This is a genomic window from Rufibacter sp. XAAS-G3-1 (genome assembly GCF_013623775.1).
Lineage (GTDB): Bacteria > Bacteroidota > Bacteroidia > Cytophagales > Hymenobacteraceae > Nibribacter.
In genome coordinates, this window is record NZ_JABFAM010000011.1 from 116,068 (window position 1) to 137,802 (window position 21,735).

Genomic DNA, 21,735 nt, shown 5'->3' on the forward strand with positions numbered 1-21,735 from the left:
CCCGAAACGCCGAAACGCAAATTACTCCTCGTGCAGGGCCACCGCCGGATGTATTTTAGCCGCTTGCCAGCTGGGGTACACTGCGCAGACAATGACCAGCAGGAAGATAAGGAGGGCAGCTGCGCCGATGCCTTGCCAGTAAATCTCTGCCGAAAGCTGAAACACGTGCAGCAGCGGGAACTGCGCCGCCAGCAGAAGCCCCAGCAGCAGCCCGAAGGTGGCCATCACCAGCACCTCGCCCACAAACTGGTTCCGGATTTGTCTGGTGGTAGCACCCAGCGCCCGGCGCAGGCCAATCTCTGAGTAGCGGCGGTTGATATTGTACCAGAGCACCCCAAATAATCCCAGGGCCACGTTGAAAATCAAAAAACCGCACACCACGGCCATGGCCATCATGGGCACCCACGTCAACTTGGCTTTGCTTTGGCGCATTTTCTCCAAGGTGGTCACCTCAATAGTCCAGTCTTTGGCGATGCGCGAGAGGTCTTTCACCATCTTCTCCTCAAAAACCACGTCGGCGCCCGGTTTCACCTTGATGAGCAAGCTGGCATACAGCTGATCGGGCTTGGCTTTCTCCAGATTGATGCGCCGGAAAAGCGCGGGTTCCTCCACGGCAAACTCGCTGTCGGCGCGGTAATGGGGCATCACGCCCACCACGGTATAACTGGTAGAATCATCCCCCTTGATTTGTTTGCCCAGCGCTTCTTCCTCGCCAAAAAGCTGGTCTTTCAACACCTGGTTGATGACTACGGAGGCATGGAGCGCAGCGGCATCCTGCGGCCCGAACCACCGCCCCTGGTCTACCGACAACTGGAAGACGTCTTTGTAGGCATCCTGCACCTCGTAATTGTTGGTTTCCACAGATTCTTTGTTCCCGTAAGAAACATCTATGCTCCAGCTGCTAAACGCAAAGGGCACGTTGTTGTGGGCCAGAGAAGCCGCCTCCACCTCAGGGAAAGATTTAAGGCGTTGTATCATCTGCTCCTGTATGGCCTTGGCCTGCCCCACTGAATCTGCATTGGGCCGGAAGGATAGCTGCCATACGTTCTGGTGGTTAAGGCCCAGCGGTTTCTTATAGTTATGGTAGTTGTAGAGCACAAAGCTGATGACCGCAAACAGCACCATGAACGAAAAGAACATTTCAGTGATGAGCAGGAAGTTGCTTTTCTTCCGGTTCCAGATCAGTTTAAATAAATGGCGTATCATTTGGAGCCTCCTCTCAATGCCTCAACGGCGTGTAAACGTGACATTTTAAAAGCGGGGTACACCCCAGAAATCAACCCGAACACCAGGCACAGGAACAGCCCCCAGGCAAACACCCGCAGATTCAACCCCAGTTGCGCGTAGATGATAATGCCGCTGTCATTGATCAGCGCCAGCACCCCCGCCGAGAGTAGAAAGCCCAGCAAGCCCCCTAAGAGCGTCAGGAAAACGTTCTCCACCACAAACTGCCCGATGATGGTATTGGACGAGGCCCCAAACGCCTTGCGCACGCCAATTTCAGAAGCCCGTTCCATGATGCGGCTAATGTTGATGTTCACCAAGTTGATGGTAGGCAAAAGCATGAACAGAAAGGCCGCCAGCGCTAACATGGTGTACAGAAAACCTACTTTGTCTTCTTTGCCGCTGCCTAAGAAGTTACGGGCGAAACTTTCCAGGATGGTATCTGGGTAGGAGTGCACCTGCTTCTTTTCTTTGGGGTTCAGTTGGCTCACCTGCTGGATGATGCGGGCGTATTCTTCCTTTATCTTAGGAATGTCTGCCGCTTGCCGGGCTTTGATGGTGGCAAAATAACCGCCTCGCAGCCCGGTGTCTTTAAAATCCTGGCTTTTGAGGGTGATGGGTACCCAGACATCGGCGTACGATTGTATTCTCAGTACCGGCACGTCTTCCACCACGCCTATGACCCGGTATTTCACCTGGTCTACCTCAATGGTCTGCCCCAGGGCCGGGCCCGTCCCGAAGTAGTTCTTGCGGGTAGTTTGGTTGATCACGGCCACCCGGCTGGCGTTCTTCACCTCCAGCGCCCCAAAAGGGTTCCCCTCCAGAAAATGGAAGTCTAGAATCTCCCAGAACTGCTGGTCTGTGTGCTTAATGTCCAGCGCCAGCTTTTTGTTATGGATGTAGCTGTTCACCGGATTGAACACTGAATTGATGGAGACTTTCTCGGGCGTTTGCATGCGCCGCACATACCGGTCCAGGAAATAATAGCTGGGCGGGCCGCTGCTGGAGTAGCCTTCGCCCTGTTCTTCGCGAAGATTGTTCACAAACAGCAACCGGTCGGTTCCCCGCTCCGGCATCTGCGGCCCGAACACGTGATCAAAAAGCGAAGTCACCACCATGAGCACCATCAAGGTGAAACTGATGCCGAAGAGGCTGATAAAGGTGAAGAACTTGCGGCGTTGCAGCACCGCCCAGGCTATTTTGAAGTAATTTTTTAACATGGCCGTACCGGTTAAATCTGTGCTTCCAATACCAATGAATCTGCCACCTGCTGGCCGTCAAAGAACCGGATGAGCCGGTTGGTCTTGTGGGCCATGTGCTCATCATGCGTCACCATCACAATAGTGGTGCCTTCCTCGCGGTTCAGGCGCAGCAGAATCTCCATGATTTCCTCGCCCATCACGCTGTCCAGGTTCCCGGTAGGCTCATCCGCTAAGATAATCTCCGGGGCACCGGCCAAGGCCCGGGCAATGGCCACCCGCTGCCGCTGTCCACCCGATAACTGACTCGGAAAATGCCGCGTGCGGGTACTCAGACCCACTTTCTCCAGCGCCGCCAGAGCCCGCTTGCGCCGCTCCCCGCCCGATATGTTGCGGTACAGCAAAGGCAGCTCCACGTTGTCCACTACAGACAAATCATGAATCAAATGGTAACTCTGGAACACAAACCCAATCTTCTCATTGCGCAGTTTGGCCAGTTGCTTGTCTGAATGCGTTTTCACCGGCTGCCCGTCTATGGACACCACCCCGGAAGTAGGTTCATCCAGCAGGCCCATGATGTTGAGCAGCGTAGATTTCCCGCAGCCCGAGGGGCCCATGATGGACACAAACTCGCCGCGCTCTACGTGCAGATTCACGCGGTTGAGGGCTACCGTTTCAATGGTCTTGGTGCGGTAGACTTTTTCAATGTCTTGTAACTGTATCATAGTTATAATGTGCTGATGTTTTAAGATGCTGATTTCTTTTTCCGTTTAGCGCCCGTTTTTCCAAAAACAAGCCTAAACTAGGTTTGATCTAAGGTACTCCTTCGTCCCCCTTTGAAGGGGGACGGAATGCGTGCTCTCCGATATTTAGGTTTTAAGCCTGTTTCCCTCAAAACAGCCCCGAAACGCATTTCTCATTTCTCCGCCAGCAGCGGCACGCCGCGTTCAAAGTCATATAAAGTAAGGGCCCGGAGGCGGTAATAGGCTATCCAGAAATCCTGCAGGGCGGCAATATAGGCGCGGCGGGCCTGGTCTTTTTCCTGGAGCGCGATGTTCAGGTCGGTGATGCTGATGCGGCCTACCAGGAAGGTAGCCTTGGTGATGTCATAGCGTTCTTGGGCAATGGAATCGGCGGAGGCGGTAATCTGGAGGCGCGTTTTGAGGAGGTCTATCTGGTTTACCTGCGTGAACACGCTCTGCTCAAAGGCGGTCTGCTCCTGCTCCACGGTGTACTGCGTCAATTGCAGCTGCGCCTGGGCTGTTTTCACGCTCGCCTTCTGCCGGCCCCAATCCACGATAGGCACGTTGAAGCCTAACATGACTTGCTGCTGGTTTTCGGGTTGGGCGTAGCTTTCAGAGAAGTTGCTGGCGCTTTTCGTGAGCCCGAAGGTGGCGTACAAATCGGCGTTGAAGCCGCCTTTGCCACGGGCTTGGGCTACTTCCTGCTGGGCCTGCAGCACTTTTCGCTCGTACAGGAAACGTTCTTTTCGGTTCATACGGGCCTGCTCCAGGGCGGCTTGTTCGTTCACTTCCAAAGCCGGAACATGGTTGGGCGCCAGCACCGCTACTTTTTCGCCCTGCGGCAAGCCCACATAAGCGGCGAACTGCAGGACTACGGTTTTCAGCTCCGTAGAAGCTTGCGCCTGGGCTAGTTGCGCGTTCATCAGGCTGAGTTGCAGTTGCAGGAGTTCGTTTTTGGATAATCGGCCCAGCCGAAACTTTTCTTCGGCCACCTTGAACAGGGCCTGGTTGTTTTCCACGTTTTTGGAGGCAATCTCATAATTCACCTGTTGCAGCAGCACGTCAAAGAACCGTTGCGTAGCGGTGGTCGCCAGCGTTTCGCGGTCTTCCAGGTACTGCCGCTCCGATTCCTGAAAGCGCAAGGGCTCTACTTTCTTGTTCCAGGCCAGGGCATTGTAGCCGAAGATGGGTTGCTTGAACCCGATGACGGCCGGGAAAGAATTGTAGCGCCGAACGCCTTGGTTGAAATCATCGAACCGCTGGCTTTGCGAGGAGATGAACACCTGTCCGCCCGTAAGCCCCACCGCCTGGCTTACCGACAAAGCCAAATCAGAATTACTGATAGACACGGCCCTGAAATCGGTGGTGCCATCGGGCTGAATCACGGGTACAATGCTGCGGGAGAAATCTGGCAAAGTGCCGCTGAGCGTAAGGTGCGGCCGGTAATCTGCTTTGAACGTGCGGTACTCCCAATAGCGGCTGGTTTTGTTCGTGCTGGCCTGCTTGGCGGCTATAGAGGAAGAAAGCGCGAGGTCAATGGTTTCCTGCAGCGTTAGTTGGCGGGCAAATTGGGAGTTGGAGGAGTTGGTTTGGGCCTGCGCCAGAGGTGCGCTGAACAAACTCACCCACACTATATATAATAGAGTCTTTTTCATGGTCAGCGCGGGTTAGTCTTCAGACAAGTGAATTTCCTTCAGTTGCGCGTACTCCTTGGTGTTGGAGAGGATAATCTGCTCGCCCGCGGCGATGTCGCCCTGCAGTTCCACGAAGTCGAGGTTGGAGGCTCCAGTTTTCAAGGTTCGGCGGATAGCCTTGTCACCCTGCACCACAAACACCGCCTGCTCTGGGGCTCCGGTAAAGAAAGGGCCGTTTTTCACACGCCGCACGTTGGGCTTGAAATCAGTGAGCACGAACACTTCTACCCGCAGGTTGGAGCGCAAGGCTTGGTGATTTTTCTCCTGCAGGCGCACATAGAAGGTGATGATGCCGTTCTCCACTTTGGGCTGCACGTTGGCTACTTCGCCGCGCAAATCAACGTCATTCACCCGCACCGTAACGGGGCCACCTACTTTCACTTGCTCGGCGTAGGTGTCTGCGATGGTGGCTTTGATTTTGAAGCTGCTCAGGTCGGCTACGCGAGCCAGCGGGTCACCGGCGTTCACGGTGGCGCCCACTTCTTCGTTCACCCACGTGACTACGCCTTTGCGCACGGCTTTGACATCGGCCTGGGCCAGTTGCCGCTCTAGTTGCCCGATGTCGCGGCGTTGCATTTCCAGCTCAAAGCCTACCTCTCTTCGGCCAATCTGGGCGGCGGCTTGTTCATCTTTGATTTGGCGTTGCAGTTGGGCCAGTTCCAGGGTGGCTACTTTCAAGTCCAGTTCGGCTTTTTTCACGTTTTCCTGGGTGCCGCCGCCAATGGAGAGCAGGTATTGTTCGTCGGCGAGCGCCGCCTGCAGGCTTTTCACGCGCACTTCCTGCACGGCATAGCGGGAGCGGAGTTGGTTCACGTTCTTTTGGAGGTCGTTTTCCAGCTTGGCCGTTTTGTTTTGCTTCAACTGCTGCTCATCGCGGAGTTTCTCAAATGCCGTCTGGGAAGTCTGCTTGTCCAGCAACAACAGCGGCTCACCGGCGGCCACATGGTCGCCGGGGGTGTGCAGCACGCGCTCAATCTGCGCCTGGATGGGGCTGGCGATGACCTCTTCGTTTTCTGGCACCACGGTTCCCGTCGCCGTCAGCGAAGCTTCTACCGCTCCCACTTCCACCGTCGCGAACCGCAGCTCAGATTTGGACACCCGGGTCTCCAGCACCGACCGGAACGCCAGCACGCTCAGCAGCACCGCTACGGCAACCATGCCACCTTGTATCCAGCGGCGGCGCTCGGCTTTCTGTACTACGGCTTGGGATAATTCTCTGTCCATTTTCTTACACGTTTGACAGCAGAGGTTATCCAAGCGACGTGCCAATATGTAATAAATTGATTTACAAGTGTTTACACACAAGAATCACAATCAAAACTGTCCAGTTGTGGACACCTATTCCAGTTGTGGTCAGATTTCATCGGCTTTGATTCAATAGGTTTGGAAAAGGTGTTTTGGGCCTGATTTTGCAGAAACTGCCTTGAAAGGAACCCGGTACTGCTATCTTTGCCTCGGTCTTTGGCAGCTACATTTTGCGGAGGCACAGCAGTATGGCGCGAAACAAGGCACAGTATGAAGGGTACTTCGGGATTGGGATTATGGAACCGAAGACCGAGGAAAACGTGGGCACGCTCTGGCGGTCGGCTTCTATCCTGGGGGCCAGTTTCCTGTTCACCATAGGCCGGCGGTATAAAAAACAGGCCTCAGACACGGGCCGAAGTTGGAAGGAGATTCCGCTGTTCCACTACACAGACTTTGCCGATTTCTACCGGCATTTGCCTTACAGTTGCCAGCTGGTAGGCGTTGAGTTAGACGCGAAATCCGTCTCCGTAGAGCAGTTCCAGCACCCGGAGCGGTGCATTTACCTGTTGGGTTCTGAAGACCACGGCCTTTCCAATGCGGTGCGGGCGCGGTGTCACCACCTGGTGCAATTGCCCGGCACCAACTCTATGAACGTAGCCTCAGCGGGTTCCATCATGCTGTATGACCGCCACCTCAAAATCTATCAGCAGCAGGGGAATCCTCTGTCCATTTAACTGCAGCTTTTATCCTAGCTAGGATATTCAGCCGGTAGTCTCTATCTTGGGGAAGGCAGACCAGCTCTGTTTTATGTCTTACGCTTTGAATCTTCTTCCCTAGTTTGTTCCAGTTCCTGAACCCGGCGTGGTGGTGGGCCGCCGCCAGCGTGGCAGTGCCCATTGCCATTCACTTGTGGAATAAAAGGCCGCCCCGTACGGTTCTGGTAGGCAGCATCCGGTGGCTCCAACCTTCAGAGAGCCGGAAACTGAGCAGGCTGCGCCTTACCCAACCTTGGCTTTTGCTCCTGCGCTGCCTGCTTCTGGTTTTGCTTGCCGTGGTGTTAGCCAGTCCTTTTTGGAAGCACCAAGTTCCCGCCGTTCCGGGGAAACACGCCTACCTGCACCCCGAGCTGCTGCACTCCCGCTACCTCCCAGACATTGCCGCCACCGTAGATTCTTTAGCCCTGAAAGGCTGGCAAGTCCACCGTTTACAGCCTGGTTTCCCAAAACTGCCTCTAAACGTAGAAACCTCTATCCAAAACTTTCAAGCCGATAGGCTGCCTGCTGACACCACCAACGCCTGGGCCATGCTGCGCGTGCTTAACCGCAGCCTACCCGCCAACGCCCAAGCCTGGCTTTTCACCACCAATCTGCTCCGGCACCACCGCGGTGAACTTCCTACCATGCGCCCCGGCATCACCTGGGTTCCCGTAAGCGTACCCCAAACCAATACCTGGCTACAGGAAGCTTATTACACTACCTCGGGACAACTGCTGCTGCGTTTCGGGCAGAGCGATGGTCAAAACGTCACGTTTTCGGAAAGAAGAGTCCCCAAACCCGTCGCCGGACAAACCATTTCAGTGCCTGATGCACCCGCCGTCCGGTTTACTTCCCACGCCGCTGCGGATTCCCTGACCTTGCTAGACGGTGCCCGAAATTCTCTTCCGCTGGACAAACAGCCGCTGCGAGTGCTGGTACGTTTCTCAAAATTACGGCAAGCCGATGTCCGGTACCTGCGGGCTGCTTTGCAAACGGCTCTGGACTACAAAGGCATCGCGTATAAACTGATCTCTTCCGCTGAAACCCAGCCGCTCCCGGCCTCGGCCCCGAGTTGGGTTTTCTGGCTAACCGATGAACTGCTCGCTCCCTTTTTGGCCCGTTTTCCGGAAAAGAGGCTGAAAACCCTGCAAGATGCCCCCACCGGTGACCGTATCCAGAAAACAGAAAGCTGGCTGCAAATTCCCGGCATTTCACAGCCCGTGCCGCTGCACCAAAGGACTTCCGCCCCAGAGAAAGTCACCGCAGACATTCTCTGGCAAGACGGCGTCGGGAACCCCATGCTCACCCAGGAGCAGGACTCCCTTCAAACCCATTACCGTTTCTACAGCCGCTTTCACCCCACCTGGAACGACTTGTCCAACAATGGACACTTCCCAGAACTGCTCCTGCGTCTGCTCTTCCCGGAAGAAACCTTCTGGCGCACGCGTTTTGACACCCGTACGCTGTTGCAAGAGATGGAACAGCCTCGGGCGTTTACCGGCTCCATTTCAGAAAACAGCCCTAAAACAGAGGAGATGCTGGATTTGAAGCCGTGGCTGGTGGCATTGTTGGCGTTTTTGCTGGGATTGGAACGGTGGTTGGCGGGAAGAAGAGCAAGGATTAATGCTTGAAACCCAAAGAATGAAAATATCATGTCATCCTGAAAGGATCTTGTGAGCGAACGGCAATGACTTTTATTGCGAGGCTTTTCTAGCTCGCCCACAAGGTCTTTCAAAAATGACAAATGAGAGAATGACATTACGTTTCAACTAGACTTATTCTGTACATTTAACTCTATTCATTAACCAATTCAACTAAAACTTTTGCCCCACCTCACCTCCCATATCACCCCATCTACTACCGTCTTGTCACAGGTACAGGCGCAGTACCTTCGCCGGAAGGCGGGAATATTAGCGCTACAGGAACTAGGCATGGTAGTACCCTTGCTGGTCTGGATGTACCGCGACTGGGGCGGAATTGGGGGCGGAACTGCGGCTGTCCTTTTAATTTTGCTTACCCTTGGGTTACAGGCCATGCGGTGGCGGGAACTCCAAAAGAGAACCGACCTGCCTAAAATAGCGCGGCACCTGAACCGGAAGTACCCGCAACTGGAAGAAAGCGCGGAGTTACTACTACAGCCCGAGGAACAATTAGGCTTGTTGCCGCAACTGCAACGACAACGGACAGCCTCGGCATTAGAACAGATTTCGCCAAAGGAGGCTTCTTCAGTCAGTTTCAAGAGGGGCTGGATAATGTTGTTTGCCGGAATAACTTTAGCTGCAGGCCTCTGGTTTCTGCCCGATTTCACCCAAACCCAAGCAAAAACCGCTACCACCAGGCCCGGTACCTCGGCCAACGTGAACGAACCGGTGGCGCAACCTAAAGCCATTCTACCGGCCATTGAGCAAATGCACCTGCGCATTTCGCCGCCAAGCTACACGCGCAAAGCCCCTTACGCGGTGACTACGCCCTCCTTCAAAGTAGAGGCGGGCGCGCAGGTCACCTGGACGGTGCAGACAAACCAAGCCGTGGCTTCTTTGCAGCTGTTGCTGAGTAATCAGAAACCCATTCCGTTGCGGCAAGTGCCGAGGCAGAAGAACACCTACACGGCTTCCCTCACCGTAACGCAAGCTACCCTGTATCATTTGCGCCTGAACGGGCAGGCCTCTGACTTTTATTCCATTGAGGTCATCCCAGACGAGGCGCCGGCCATTACGGTACAGAAACCGAAACAGTACACTGAGATTCTGTTTGGGGAGCCGCAGCGGGTAACGGTGCAAGCCAGCCTTCGGGATGATTACGGACTTCAATCTGCGGAACTGATTGCCACGGTAGCCAAAGGTGAAGGGGAGGCCGTGAAGTTCCGGGAGCAGCGCATTCCGCTGAACCTTTCCTTTAGCGGGCAGCCCCGGCAAGTACAGCTGAACCAGACGTTGAACTTGCAACAATTGGGCATGACCTACAGCGATGAACTGTATTTTTACCTTCAGGCCCAGGACAATCATCGGGGCTACACCCGCACCGAGGCGTTTCTGGTAGAGATTGAAGACACTACGGTGGTGGAAACCATGGATGATATGTCGCTAGGCGTGAACCCCAACCCCGAGTATTTCCGGAGCCAGCGCCAGATTATCATTGACACCGAGAAACTGATTCAGGAGCAGAAAGGCCTCACCCAAACGGTTTTTCAGGAGCGATCTAACAACATCGGGGTAGACCAGAAATTATTGCGCCTGCGCTACGGCAAGTTCCTGGGCGAAGAGTTTGAATCCACCATCGGCGCCGCCGCCCTACCCCCAGAGTTAACCGAAGGCCACACCGTAGATGACGGTCATGACCATTCCCCCAAAAAAGGAGCCTCTGAGCACGAGGCGAAGATGGGCGAACTGCTAGACCCGTACCTGCACAAACACGACCAGGAAGAGGCCGCCACGTTTTTTGAACCCGCCATCAAAGCCCAGCTCAAAGGCGCGTTGGCCCAGATGTGGGAAGCCGAACTTCGGCTACGCACTGGGCGGCCTAAAGAAGCCCTGCCGTTTGAGTACAAAGCCCTGCGCATGCTCAAAGATGTGCAGCAGAAATCACGGGTGTACGTAAAGAAAAGCGGCTTTGAGCCTCCGCCCCTAAAAGAACCCGAGAAACGCCTTACCGGCGATCTAAGCAAAGTGCAGACCTATCAGGCTCAGCGCAAAGAAAAACCTATAGAAACCGCCACGGCCGCCCGGCAAGCTTTGCAGCGCGTGGCGCAGCTAAGACAAGGTACTAAACCCAGTTCTATGGACGCGGCGTTGCTGGAGCGCGCCGGGCAGGAGTTGGGGAAAGCGGCCGTGCGGGAACCCGGTACTTACCTGCGGGCCCTGCAAGATGTACGGCAACTCACCCAAGACATCAGGGCCCAACGAGATCTTTGCGTTGATTGCCTCACGCGGGTAGAAGCCGCCCTGCACCGTTTTCTGCCTGTTTCTGCAAAAACGGTGCAAAAACCGGTTTCCGCTGGGGCACCTAAGAAACTGGCGCAGGACTACTTTAACCGGCTGAACTAACCATGCATCTTCCGTTTCCGCTTCTTCTAGGTGTAGCCGTTTTGCTGGGTGCGTGGTTCTCCTGGCTGGCCGTGCGCCGTCCAGACCGTAAACGGCTCCTTTGGCGAATTCTGGCTTCCTGGGTTGCCGTGGCGTGTCTGGTGTTGCTTCTGGCGCCGCCCAAAGTCACCCGCTCCTACAATGCCTCAGAAGTCATTCTCCTCACCGAAGGCTACAATCCAGACACCCTTCAAGTACTCGTAAACCGCCTCCGGCCGAAGCCTCAGGTGTATGCTTTTGGAACGGAAGCCAATAAAGCTGAAACGATCACCGATTTAGCCACTTTCCAACAAGAGCATCCCGCGGTAAAGACAGTGCACGTGCTGGGCTATGGCCTTCCGGCCGAGGAACTATCTGCATTGAGTTTAATGCGCTTAGTGCCGCATTTCTCAGAATTACCGGCAGGCGTACTAGAAGCTTCCTGGCCGCGGGAAATCACCCTGGGCGAAGAAGTGCACGTGCAGGGCAGGTTTCATGGGTCAGCAGCGCAAAATATAATGATCTATTTGCAGGCGGCGGGATTGCCCCGAGACTCCGTGGAAATTAAGCAAGGGGCAGACCAAGCCTTTTTTCTGAAATTCACCCCTAAAACGGCGGGGCAGTTTGTGTATGCGGCACGCTGGAAAGATGAAGAGGACTCTGTTCACCAGGAAGATCTTCCGGTGACGGTAAAGGCTCCGCGCCCGCTGAAGGTGTTGCTGCTATCCTCGGCACCGTCTTTTGAGGGCAAATTCCTGAAGAACGCTCTGGCAGCACAAGGGCACCGCGTGGCCGTCCGGAACCAGGTGAGCAAAGGCATGTACGCCACCGAATGGGTGAACCAACCTGCTCTCCACCTGAACCGGCTCACGCCCGCGTTGCTCCAGAAGTTTGATGTGGTGCTGCTTGATGACGTCGCCTTGCAGAGCCTGGGAGCCGCAGAGAAACAAGCTTTGCAACGGGCCGTGCGCCAGCAGGGGCTGGGGATTTTGACCTCTATTTCGCAAAAGGCCCCTAAACCCATCAACTTCTTCACCGAAGGCGTTTTCAGAACGGTTTCAGAAAAACAGGCCAGAAACGCAGCCGTACAATGGCCCAAGCAAACAGGTGCCAATGCGGTGCTTTCACTACCTAATTCAGTTATACAACCCCAGGAAGGCCAGCAACCCTTGATTTGGGAACAGAACCCAACGCAGGCCCAGGTGCTGCGGTACCGGAAAGGAATGGGACAAGTGGGCGTCAGTCTGGTGCCTGAAACCTTTCCGCTGGCCTTGGAAGGAAAAGAAACCCTGTACCGGCAGTACTGGGCCACAGTCCTGACCGCCCTGGCAAAGCCCGAAGAAGAAGCGCTGGCGGTTGCGCCCCATCAGCATCAAGTGTTTCTCCAGGTTCTTCAACCCGTCACTTTCTCGGCTACTTCTTCCGGTGCCGGCCAGAAAACACTGACGGATGCTTCGGGAGCGGCCATGGGAGCGTATTCTCACGTTTCTTCGCTCTTGCCTTCGCACCAGCTGTTCACTTTCTGGCCGAAAACCAAAGGGTGGTACGCCTTGCAGGAAAACGCCGGGGCGAAAGCTGGTTTTTACGTGCATTCAGAAACCGCCTGGCGTACGCAAAGGCTGCACCAGCGGCAACAAGCCTTGCAGAAAGCAGCTTTGGTCTCGGCTGCGCCGATGCGTGCTGCCCGGTTCACGAAGGAAGAACCTATGCCTTTGTGGATTTTGGGGTTGGGCCTGTTGTTTTCGCTGGGATTTTTATGGCTAGAGGAGAAGATTTGATTTTATACCATCCTAGTCACCATCTCCTGTCCGTAGCCTCTGCTTGGGATTAGCTTGTTTCGAGTTATTGGCAGGTGCATGCAGTTTGCTGTTCCCCTGGCTTTTCTGCTTTTCTCGTGGGTGCAAGTACTGTATTGTTTCATAGTTTCCGCTAAGCGCTCACGGCCGCGGGGCCCCGTCTTCCCCTCTCGCACTGCCCTTTCGGCCTGGGAAGTCCTTTGCTCTTAGTTTTGCCTATCTATGGCCAAAAGCGAGGCGCGCTCAGGAAAGACTGGAATTGAGAAAGTAGCAAAAGTGGTGATCATAGAACCCGTAGAGACCAGGCACCGCCTTGTCTCTCACGCATATTCCTTTCTTCTTACAAAGGCGTATTCCCCTCCTCAGAGGGGTAGGGGTGGATTTTGGCTTTCCACCATCTTTTTCTTAGACACACCAATCGTTCAACCGTTTAAGCCCTTACCAGAGTAAAAAATCTGGCAAGAAGCCTTAGAAGGTTTTCACCTGGCTCAAACGTGCTTCCCAAACAGAAAAGGGGGCAGCCGTTTTCGGGTTGATTATCAGAAATCAGCTTAAAAACGACCGTATTACTTTGTAAATGGCTTTAGCAGTTACTTGATAATCTTGAACTCGGTGCGGCGGTTGAGTTGGTGTTCTTCTTCAGGGCAGGGCACGCCGTCTTTGCAGCGGTTCAGCAATTTGGTTTCGCCGTAGCCTTTGTCTACCACGCGTTTAGCGTCAATGCCCTGCGAGAGAATGTACTTCACGGCGCTGGCGGCCCGCAACTGGGACAGCATGAGGTTGTACTTGTGGCTTTCACGGCTGTCGGTGTGGGAACTCAGCTCAATCTTAATGGTGGGGTTGTCCCGCAGCATGCCCACTACTTTATCCAGTTCGGCAATGGCCTCCGGCCGAAGGTTGTGCTTGTCCAGGTCATAATAGAGGTTCTCCAGCACAATGGGTTGGTTGGGTGTGTCGCGGTCCAGCACCATCTCAATCTGCACGGTGTCGGTGATGATGCGGCAGTCGGGCATCACGTGGAACGTGCGGGTGAGGTAGCCTTTCTTGCTGCCTCTAATGGTGTAGGTCTGGTTCGCGTTCACCGCGAATAGGAACCGCCCGTCTTTATCGGTTTCCAACTGAAAGGAACTGGTGGCCTCACCGTTCACCATCACCTCCAGTTTCACATCGCCCACGGGCACTTGCCGGGCACGCCCGTTCCGGTTGGGGATGCGGGCGTAGGTCACGCCCGCCAGCTTACACGGAATATCAGTGGGCTTGAACCGGTAGATGTTGTCTGAGCCTTTATCGCCTTCGCGGTTGGAAGACAGGTAGCCGCTTTTGCCGTCTTTTTCGTAAATCAGCCCGAAATCATCGCGCGGCGAGTTGAACGGATAGTACAGGTTCTCCACGTTGCGCCAGGTGGCCCGGCTGCCTTCGGCCGAAAAGATGTCTAGCCCGCCCATGCCCATGTGCCCGTCTGAAGAGAAATACAGGGTGCCGTCGGCGTGTACCACCGGAAAAACCTCTTTGCCGCTGGTATTGACGGTAGGCCCCGCATTGACCGGCGTAGACCAACTGCCGTCTTTCTGGCGCTCGCTGAAGTAAATATCAGACTGGCCGTGGCCGCCCGGCATGTCTGACACGAAGTACAACACCTGCCCATCGGGCGAAAGGGCCGGATGCCCCATCGAATATTTCTCTCCTTGGTTAAACGGAAACGCTTTTACGTCCTGCCATTTTCCTTTGGCAAAGGTGGCGCTGTAAATTTCCAGCCGGTTAATGAATTCGTCTTTTTTGGAGTAACGCTGCCAGTTGTTTTCGGTGACCAGTTCATCGGGTAACACCCGGTTTTTGACCTGCTTGGTGCGGGTAAAAAACACCTCGGTGAAATCTGGCGAGAACGTGGCAATGGCGTTATGGAACTGCGTGTTGATGGATTTCTCCAGCGGTTTTATTTCGCCCCAGGCGTTAGGGCCTTTACGTTGCGCGTGGTACAGTTGCAGGTAGGGCGCACCCGTCCAGCCGTAGACTTTCTGCTCGGCTCCGTTCTGGCTGCGCCCTCTGTCAGAGGAAAACACCAGCCCGTCTTGGTAAAAAACGGGGCTGAAATCGGCGAAGGAGGAGTTGAGCAGGCTGTCGGCCACCACGTCTATTCCCAACGGCCGGGCAATCCAACTTAAAGCCAGGTCACAGGCGTTGGCCAGGGTAAGGGCTTCCTGCCGCCGACTGGGTTCTTTTTCAGCAAAAAGCAGGTAATGTTTTTTTGCGATGGTGTACTCACCATTCTGGCGGCAGGCATTGGCGTAATACAAAAGATTGACCGCCGCCGTGCCCGGAAAACCCAGCGCCTGCTTATACCAGAACTCCGCGGCACTGGGCTGGTTGATGAGTCGGTAGCAATGGGCAATACGCTCGGTGATGTGCAGCGTGGGCTGTTCTTTTTCCAGCTGCTTTTGGTATTCCTCCAGCGCCAGGGCGTAATCAAAATTAGTGTAGTGCTTATCTGCTTTGGATTGGGTCGCCTGCGCCTGAGCAACGGCAGGCGTTACCCAGAGGCTGATACAAAGCAGTGATACGAGGTAAAAAATCTTCACAATTCCAGTTCTTGCACCAGTTGGTAAATAGAGTAGGCTGCTTTGGGCTTGTTTTCAGGAAAACGGGCTTAAAACAGGTTGATACGTAATATCAAAAGTACCGCGGCGTGAGCATACGGCCATACTTCTTCTGCAGGAAATTATAGCCCAAAGAAATCTCATGGCTAGAGTAGCTGCGCAGTTGGTTCAACGAGAAATCATAGGAATACCCAATCCGCATGAGCGGCGAAGGATGCAGTTCCAGCAAAACCGCCAGTGCGTTGCCTAGACGGGTAGCCGTGGCGAATTCACGGTTATTAAAGATATTCAGCGTGGTCCGGAAGGAGGTGCCCAGCCAGATTTGCTCATGAAACAGCAAAAACGTGTTCAAATCCAGCGCGGCCGGACCTTTGAAATCTTCTTTGAGCAAAATGCTGGGCCTGAACTTGACCGTTCGGCTTAAATCAAAGACCCCGCCCGAAGTCAGGAATAAGTGCGGCTTAGGGTCGGTGGGCAACCCATCCTGGAAGAAGACCACATTCCCCACAGAAAGGCCGGTGTAAAACCGGTTGCTGTACAGGTAAGCACCCACGCGCGCGCTAGGCTTCACGGCCCGTTCAATCCCCATAGGGATGGCCACATCGTCCCGTTCAGCGGGGTCTAGCTTGGTACCGTCTAAGGTTTGCTGGGTTGCGCCCAAGGAAATGCCCACCGCCAACTTGGTGCGGGGGCTCAAGGTAATCCGCACCGCGGAATTGAAAGAAACCTCGGTAAACCGCTGGGCACCCAGCCGGTCATTGGTGATGAGAAACCCGGCGGCTAGTTTGCGGTTCAGGTTTCCGTCAAAGCTGAGCGTCTGGCTCACGGGCGCCCCCTCCAGACCCGTCCACTGACTTCGGTGCGACCCGCTGACGCTGGAAAAGCCTTTACTTCCGGCATACGCCGGATTCAGCAACAGGCCGTTGAACATGTACTGCGTGAACTGCGGGTCTTGCTGCCCAAACCCCACCAGCGGAAAGCCCAGCAAAGTTACCAGCACCAAAACAGCTTTCATCGCGTTTTTCATTCTCCTCATTTCCGTTTAGCGCATGATGGTTACGTAGCCCTTCTTGGTTTCTTCCTGGCCTTCGCAGAGACGCACCCGCAGCACATAATAGTAAGTGCCTTCGGCCAGGCCGCCGCCGTTCCAGTTGTTGCGGTATTTTTTCATGCGGTACACCTCGCTGCCCCACCGGTTCATGATCACGACCTCGTTTTCTGGGTATTCCAGCAGATTCGCGACTACCCACACATCGTTCTTTCCGTCATTGTTAGGGGAGAAGACATTGGGCACATGCAGTTGCGGGGCCAGGAACTTAGGCACCATCTCCAGCATAGCCGAGGTGGTGGCACAAGTTCCGTTGTTGACCTCTACCATTAGTTTGGCAGAACCCGGCAGCGCGTTTTCTGGGGCCTGCACGGTTACTTTATCAGCGCCCTGCCCAGAGGTGATGGCCCAACCCGGCGTATCAGAAATGATGCTCCATTTGTAAGAGACCCCGGCCATGGCCGGTACAGAGAACTGGTTGCCCACGCACGCGGAGCTCTCATCTTTTATCACCGGAGCTACTCCTAAGCCGGGCGCTACCGTCACCGATAAGTTGGCCTCGGCACTGTTTCCGCAGCCGTTCACGGTTTTCACGCTTACCAGACCGGCACCCGCCTGCGTGGAGACCACAAGGCGGTCAGTCCCTTGTCCGCTGATGATTTTCCAACCGGTAGGCACGCTCCACTCATAGGTTGCGGCACTTCCGGTTTGGGTGACGGTGTACACCCGCTGCTCCCCGGAAGCACAGAAAGCGATAGGGCCATCAATCACGCCGGGCTTCAAGGCTCCCCCCACGCTGGGGACAACCGTCAGGCTTTTCTCCAGACTTGCGCCGCAGCCATTGAAGGCTTTTACTGAGACCACGCCACTAGCCGCCGACGGCACCACGGTAATAGTATTGGTATTCTGACCAGCTATCAGTGACCAACCTGCGGGCACCGACCACATGTATTGGGTTGCGCCGGGGCTGTTGATGCTGTAGGTGACGCTGCCCGCATTGACACACACCAGGGTACTCCCCGTAATCTCGCCCGTAATCACCGGTACTCCCGTGGTGGGTACCACCGCCACTGCGCGGCTTTCACTTTGTCCGCAACCATTCTTCGCCACCACGCTTACCTGGCCGTTTTGACTTCCGGCGGTGACGGTAAGTTTGGTAGTGCCTTGGCCAGCTTCAATGAGCCAACCCGCCGGAACCGTCCATTCATACTCCGAAGCTCCGTTTACCGCCTGAATTTCAAAAACCAGCCCTTTTTCGCCCGCACAGGGCGTAAGCGCCGCCGCTATTACCTGCATTGGGTTCGGCCGGAGAGGCGGCACGGTTTGTACCTGCACCTGGAGCGAACTGACGCTTGAGGTAATGCCGCAGCCGTTCACACCCCGCACACTTATCACGCCATTAGAGGTTCCTGGCACCACTGTAATGGAGTGGGTTCCCTGACCTAACTCAATGTTCCAACCCGCAGGCACCACCCAGGCATAGGTGTTCACATAAACATCATTGGGTACTTGATACGTCAGGCGCGAGGCAGTGCAAGTGGCCGACTGTCCGGTGATTGGCCCTAGGGCAAACGGCGCACTGCTGGCTACACTTACCGCCAAATTAGCTGTGGCACTGCCGCCGCAGGCATCTGAAATAGCCACAGAGATAGTACCCGCGCCGGTTCCTGCTTTTACCTGAATGGCCGTGGTGTTCTCCCCGCTTACAAGCTGCCATCCGACCGGAACCTTCCAAGTGTACTGGGTAGCCCCGGCAACCGCTTCCACCGAATAGGTGATGGGTTCATCGTTTACGCAAGCAGCTTTAGCGCCCGTGATGATAAGGGGGGTGGCAGAGAGCGGCGGAGAAACAGATATGCTGGTAGAGTCTGCGCTGGTTCCGCAATAATTGGAAGCAACTACTTTCAGATATCCGCCGGTAGCACCGGGTCTTACGCTGATAGAACCCGTACCCTGCCCGGAAAGAATTTCCCAACCAGCCGGAGCTGACCAGGTATAGCTGTTGATTCCTTCGGCTTCCGTCACGGTGTACGTGCGCGGCGCGGCCGAGGCACAGAATGCGCTCTCTCCTGTAATGGCCCCAATAGCAGGCGGAACAGAAGTAGACACCTTTACCGCAAGAACTGAGGCAGCACTGGTTCCGCACGCATTGCCAGCGGTTACCTGTACTTGTCCGGCCGAAGGCCCCACGCGCACGACCAACGAAGTGGTGCCCTGGCCCCGCAGGATGGCCCAACCAGTGGGAACTGACCAATTGTACGTAGCAGCCCCGTTCACTTGACCCACGCTATAGGTTACTTCGCCCGAAGTGGCGCAAAGGTTGGCTGATCCTGAAATAAGGCCTGGCGTGGCGGGGAGAGTGGGTGAAGCCGTTACCGCTAATGAACGGGTGACACTCTGCCCGCAGCCATTTCTGGCCAATACCTGAATAACACCGTTACCCGTTCCGGCTTTCACCGTGATTTCCCGCATTCCTTGCCCGCTGACAATTTCCCAACCCTCTGGCACTTGCCAGAGGAAAGATGCCGCTGCATTGGTAGAGGTGATGCTGTACGTAAGTTGGTTTGCGCTGGAGCAGCCCGCTACTTCGCCCTGGATGGTGGCAGCTAACACCGGCACACCGGCCGCTGGAGTTACTTCCAGGTGGGTAGCTGCGCTTTGTCCGCAATTGTTGCTGGCGGTTACCGTTACTTGCCCGGCGGTAGTTCCTGCTTTTACCACAATAGAGGCACCACCTTGCCCCGAAATCAGATTCCAACCATCGGGCAGCGCCCAGGTATACGTGAGCCCCGCCACGGCATTAGGCACAGAATACGTTTGCTGGCCGTCACTGCAAGGAACCGTTTCACCGGTAATAGAAGCGGGAGCGACTGGCACCGTAGTGGCGGGCGTTACTGCCAGCGTTCTCACCGGGCTGTTTCCGCAGCCGTTGCTTCCCATCACAGAAATGCTGCCGGGGGTGGCACCGGCTTTCACCTTGATGGTGTGCGAGCCCTGCCCCGAAACAATAATCCAGCCTTGCGGAACGGCCCAGGTATAGCCGGTCACGTTGGCATCCGTCGCCACCGAGTACACGTGTTCGCTGCCACTGTTACAAGGAGCGCTGTTCCCCGAGATAGCACTGGGAAGTTCGGGAACCCCGGCACTAACGCTTACATGCAGGGCAACCGGTGCACTGTCTCCGCAGCCGTTGGAAGCGATTACTTTTACCTCGCCGCTGGAACCTACTTTCACGTTAATTCGCCGAGAGCCTTGCCCCGATAGAATCCGCCAACCGGAAGGGACACTCCAGGTATAGGTGCCCGCGTTTTCAATCTCTTCCACTGCATACGTGTGCTCTGCATTGGATAAACACACGGCCACATCGCCGGAGACACTCCCTACTTTTGGGGCCTCGGAAGAAATGGAAACGGGCAAGAAGGTCACCGGGCTGGTGCCGCAGCCATTTTGCGCTTTCACGGTTACCTGTCCTTTGGTGGCTCCGGCTCTTACTACTACCCGGGCGGTGCCTTGTCCGCTTACAATGTCCCAATCTGCCGGAACAGTCCAGGTATAGCTAGTGGCATTCAGGACGGCGGCTACCTGGTAAACGATGTTGTCGGTATGCGCGCAGACGTGGGCTGGGCCAGAGATGGGCTCAGGCTTTGGAGGAGCGGCGGGGGAGATGGTGACTTGCACGTTGCTGCTGGCGCTTTTGCCGCAGGCGTTTTCAGCGGTTACTTTTATTTCTCCGCTGGTAGCGCCCGGGAGAACGGCTACCGAAGAGGTGCCCTGGCCCCGCACCACCGTCCAGTCACCGGGAATTTCCCAGGCATAGGAGATGGCACTGGCAATGGGGTCAATGGCATAGGTGATTTCTTTCTGCCCGATACAAACTTCCAAAGGGCCCGTGATGGCGGAAGGCGTGGGAGGAGCAAAAGAAACCGTGCTCACCTCCAGCACCGATTCTGGCCCATCGCCGCAGGCGTTCACGGCCCTTACTGAGATGGTACCTTGGGCTTCGGCCCCGCCGGTTGAAACGGTAATCTCATTGGAATCCTGCCCCGAGGTAATGACCCAGCCGCTGGGAAGGCTCCAACTGTACTTCCGGGTTCCCGGGAGGCGCTCTATCTGGTAAACGTTTCCGGGGGTATTAACGCAAACAGACGTTTTGCCGGTAATTTCTCCGGGTTTAGACGGCGTAGCGCAGATGGATAGTTCAGACGTGTTGTTTTTGATGTTAGGGTCAGTGCCATCGCCGGTCACCGTGACCACGGTGGTGGAGAACTCAGTCTTAAGAATGCTCGCCTGCACCACCATGGTGGCCGTGGTACCACTGGGAAGCTTTTTGATAATCCATTCTCTTCTGACGGGGTCAAACGCTGAGCCCATGGAGGTATTGGCCCCCAGGAACTGAATACCGGAAGGCGTTTCAAAGTTGAGGACTACGTTGGTTTCTTCGCTGGGGCCCCAGTTTTGAAGCGTGATGGTATACGTCACCAACAGCCCCACCCGGTACGGGCCTTCACTTACCACGTGTTTTACCTCCAGGTCAGAGATATGCTCAGAACCCAGTTCGGTGACCGTGGTGCCAGACAGCGCCACACTTCCCGCCTTCGTGAGCAGTTTTCCCTCTACGGTGGCGGCTTTGCCAGCTGAGATATTGCCGGAGGCTACTATGGTTCCCTTGAAATTGCTCTGGGCGCCTACCGCTACGTCCCCGGCTACTTGCCAGAATACATTTTTCGCCCTGGCTCCCTGCCGAAGCTCTACGTTTACCGATGGGGCTACCCTTAGACTTCCTTCCACCTGAAACACAAAGATCCCGTTCGGGAATTTGCTGCCTAGTAATTCTAATGATTTCTGAAGATGGACATCGCCCTTTACCCGGTACACGCCCGGCAACAATTTACCACCCGTCAAAGCCGCCCCAGACAACGTAGCAGTGGGTTGCTGGCGCTTCAGTTCAGCAGCTACTCTGTCAATCTCATTTAAAACCTCTTTTGATGCTATCCCAAACGGAAGCACCTGTCTCTTCACCTTGCTGTTGCCCTTGCTTTCATAGCCCGCGCCACCAGCCACCGACACCTGTTGCAATGCCTTGAAGGCAGGAGCTATCTGTGCAAAAACACCAGCTTGAGACAAAAGAAAGAACAAGAGTAGTAGTAATCGTATTTTCATGCACTCTCCCCCAAGTTTTACTTAAGCACTTTTTGGAGTATTAGTCCAATTACCACTAATAGATATGATTTATAAGTAAAGATGTACATATAGCAGTACTTATTTGACTTAATTTTATTTTATAAGCTGATTTTATAAGATATTCTCTTGAAGACCTGAAAGCACAAACCCTCTTTGCTTCATCTCACTAAATAGCTATAATGCAACTTCTACATA

Annotated in this window: 12 protein-coding genes; 4 read left to right on the forward strand and 8 right to left on the reverse strand. The window is 55.1% G+C overall.

Annotated elements, in window-relative coordinates; translation table 11 throughout:
• Positions 1-21: 21 nt before the first annotated feature.
• From HHO50_RS14170 to HHO50_RS14190, 5 genes are all read right to left on the reverse strand, one after another.
• Positions 22-1,206, reverse strand: a complete 1,185-nt coding sequence (locus HHO50_RS14170) for an ABC transporter permease (protein ID WP_181306719.1) — start codon at positions 1,204-1,206, stop codon at positions 22-24.
• Entirely contained in the window at positions 1,203-2,444 is a 1,242-nt protein-coding gene (locus HHO50_RS14175; protein WP_181306720.1) for an ABC transporter permease, read from the reverse strand. Before HHO50_RS14175 ends, HHO50_RS14170 begins: the two co-directional genes overlap by 4 nt.
• An 11-nt stretch (positions 2,445-2,455) precedes the next feature.
• Positions 2,456-3,148: an ABC transporter ATP-binding protein gene (locus HHO50_RS14180; protein WP_181306721.1), complete on the reverse strand. Its 693-nt coding sequence runs from the start codon at positions 3,146-3,148 to the stop codon at positions 2,456-2,458.
• A gap of 191 nt (positions 3,149-3,339) precedes the next feature.
• Positions 3,340-4,821 carry a TolC family protein gene (locus tag HHO50_RS14185; RefSeq protein WP_181306722.1) on the reverse strand — a complete coding sequence of 494 codons (1,482 nt, stop codon included), beginning with the start codon at positions 4,819-4,821 and terminating at the stop codon, positions 3,340-3,342.
• Positions 4,822-4,833: 12 nt separating this feature from the next.
• Complete coding sequence (locus tag HHO50_RS14190; RefSeq protein WP_255478745.1) at positions 4,834-6,084, reverse strand: efflux RND transporter periplasmic adaptor subunit; 1,251 nt, start codon at positions 6,082-6,084, stop codon at positions 4,834-4,836.
• A gap of 269 nt (positions 6,085-6,353) precedes the next feature.
• Here HHO50_RS14190 and HHO50_RS14195 point away from each other — a divergent pair, with 269 nt between their 5' ends.
• From HHO50_RS14195 to HHO50_RS14210, 4 genes are all read left to right on the forward strand, one after another.
• Positions 6,354-6,839 (forward strand): RNA methyltransferase, encoded by a 486-nt coding sequence (locus HHO50_RS14195; protein ID WP_181306723.1) that lies wholly within the window; start codon positions 6,354-6,356, stop codon positions 6,837-6,839.
• Between the two features lie 104 nt (positions 6,840-6,943).
• Entirely contained in the window at positions 6,944-8,491 is a 1,548-nt protein-coding gene (locus tag HHO50_RS14200; protein ID WP_181306724.1) for a BatA domain-containing protein, read from the forward strand.
• Positions 8,492-8,683: 192 nt separating this feature from the next.
• Positions 8,684-10,903, forward strand: coding sequence for a DUF4175 family protein (locus HHO50_RS14205; RefSeq protein ID WP_181306725.1), 2,220 nt, complete (start codon positions 8,684-8,686; stop codon positions 10,901-10,903).
• 2 nt (positions 10,904-10,905) lie between these two features.
• Positions 10,906-12,699: a hypothetical protein gene (locus tag HHO50_RS14210; RefSeq protein WP_181306726.1), complete on the forward strand. Its 1,794-nt coding sequence runs from the start codon at positions 10,906-10,908 to the stop codon at positions 12,697-12,699.
• A gap of 608 nt (positions 12,700-13,307) precedes the next feature.
• Here HHO50_RS14210 and HHO50_RS21565 read toward each other — a convergent pair.
• The 3 genes from HHO50_RS21565 to HHO50_RS14225 form a co-directional block, all read right to left on the reverse strand.
• Entirely contained in the window at positions 13,308-15,293 is a 1,986-nt protein-coding gene (locus HHO50_RS21565; protein ID WP_181306727.1) for an OmpA family protein, read from the reverse strand.
• Positions 15,294-15,384: 91 nt separating this feature from the next.
• Positions 15,385-16,338, reverse strand: coding sequence for a type IX secretion system membrane protein PorP/SprF (locus HHO50_RS14220; protein ID WP_181306728.1), 954 nt, complete (start codon positions 16,336-16,338; stop codon positions 15,385-15,387).
• Between the two features lie 15 nt (positions 16,339-16,353).
• A complete protein-coding gene (locus HHO50_RS14225) occupies positions 16,354-21,519 on the reverse strand; it encodes an ice-binding family protein (RefSeq protein ID WP_181306729.1) in 5,166 nt (1,721 codons plus the stop codon).
• Positions 21,520-21,735: the final 216 nt, after the last annotated feature.

Excerpts from the sequence above, each read along its gene's own strand:
- HHO50_RS14170 (WP_181306719.1), bottom strand. The coding sequence starts at position 1,206 with ATGATACGCCATTTATTTAAACTGATCTGGAACCGGAAGAAAAGCAAC.
- HHO50_RS14175 (WP_181306720.1), bottom strand. The coding sequence starts at position 2,444 with ATGTTAAAAAATTACTTCAAAATAGCCTGGGCGGTGCTGCAACGCCGC.
- HHO50_RS14180 (WP_181306721.1), bottom strand. The coding sequence starts at position 3,148 with ATGATACAGTTACAAGACATTGAAAAAGTCTACCGCACCAAGACCATT.
- HHO50_RS14185 (WP_181306722.1), bottom strand. The coding sequence starts at position 4,821 with ATGAAAAAGACTCTATTATATATAGTGTGGGTGAGTTTGTTCAGCGCA.
- HHO50_RS14190 (WP_255478745.1), bottom strand. The coding sequence starts at position 6,084 with ATGGACAGAGAATTATCCCAAGCCGTAGTACAGAAAGCCGAGCGCCGC.
- HHO50_RS14195 (WP_181306723.1), top strand. The coding sequence starts at position 6,354 with ATGGCGCGAAACAAGGCACAGTATGAAGGGTACTTCGGGATTGGGATT.
- HHO50_RS14210 (WP_181306726.1), top strand. The coding sequence starts at position 10,906 with ATGCATCTTCCGTTTCCGCTTCTTCTAGGTGTAGCCGTTTTGCTGGGT.
- HHO50_RS14220 (WP_181306728.1), bottom strand. The coding sequence starts at position 16,338 with ATGAAAAACGCGATGAAAGCTGTTTTGGTGCTGGTAACTTTGCTGGGC.
- HHO50_RS14225 (WP_181306729.1), bottom strand. The coding sequence starts at position 21,519 with ATGAAAATACGATTACTACTACTCTTGTTCTTTCTTTTGTCTCAAGCT.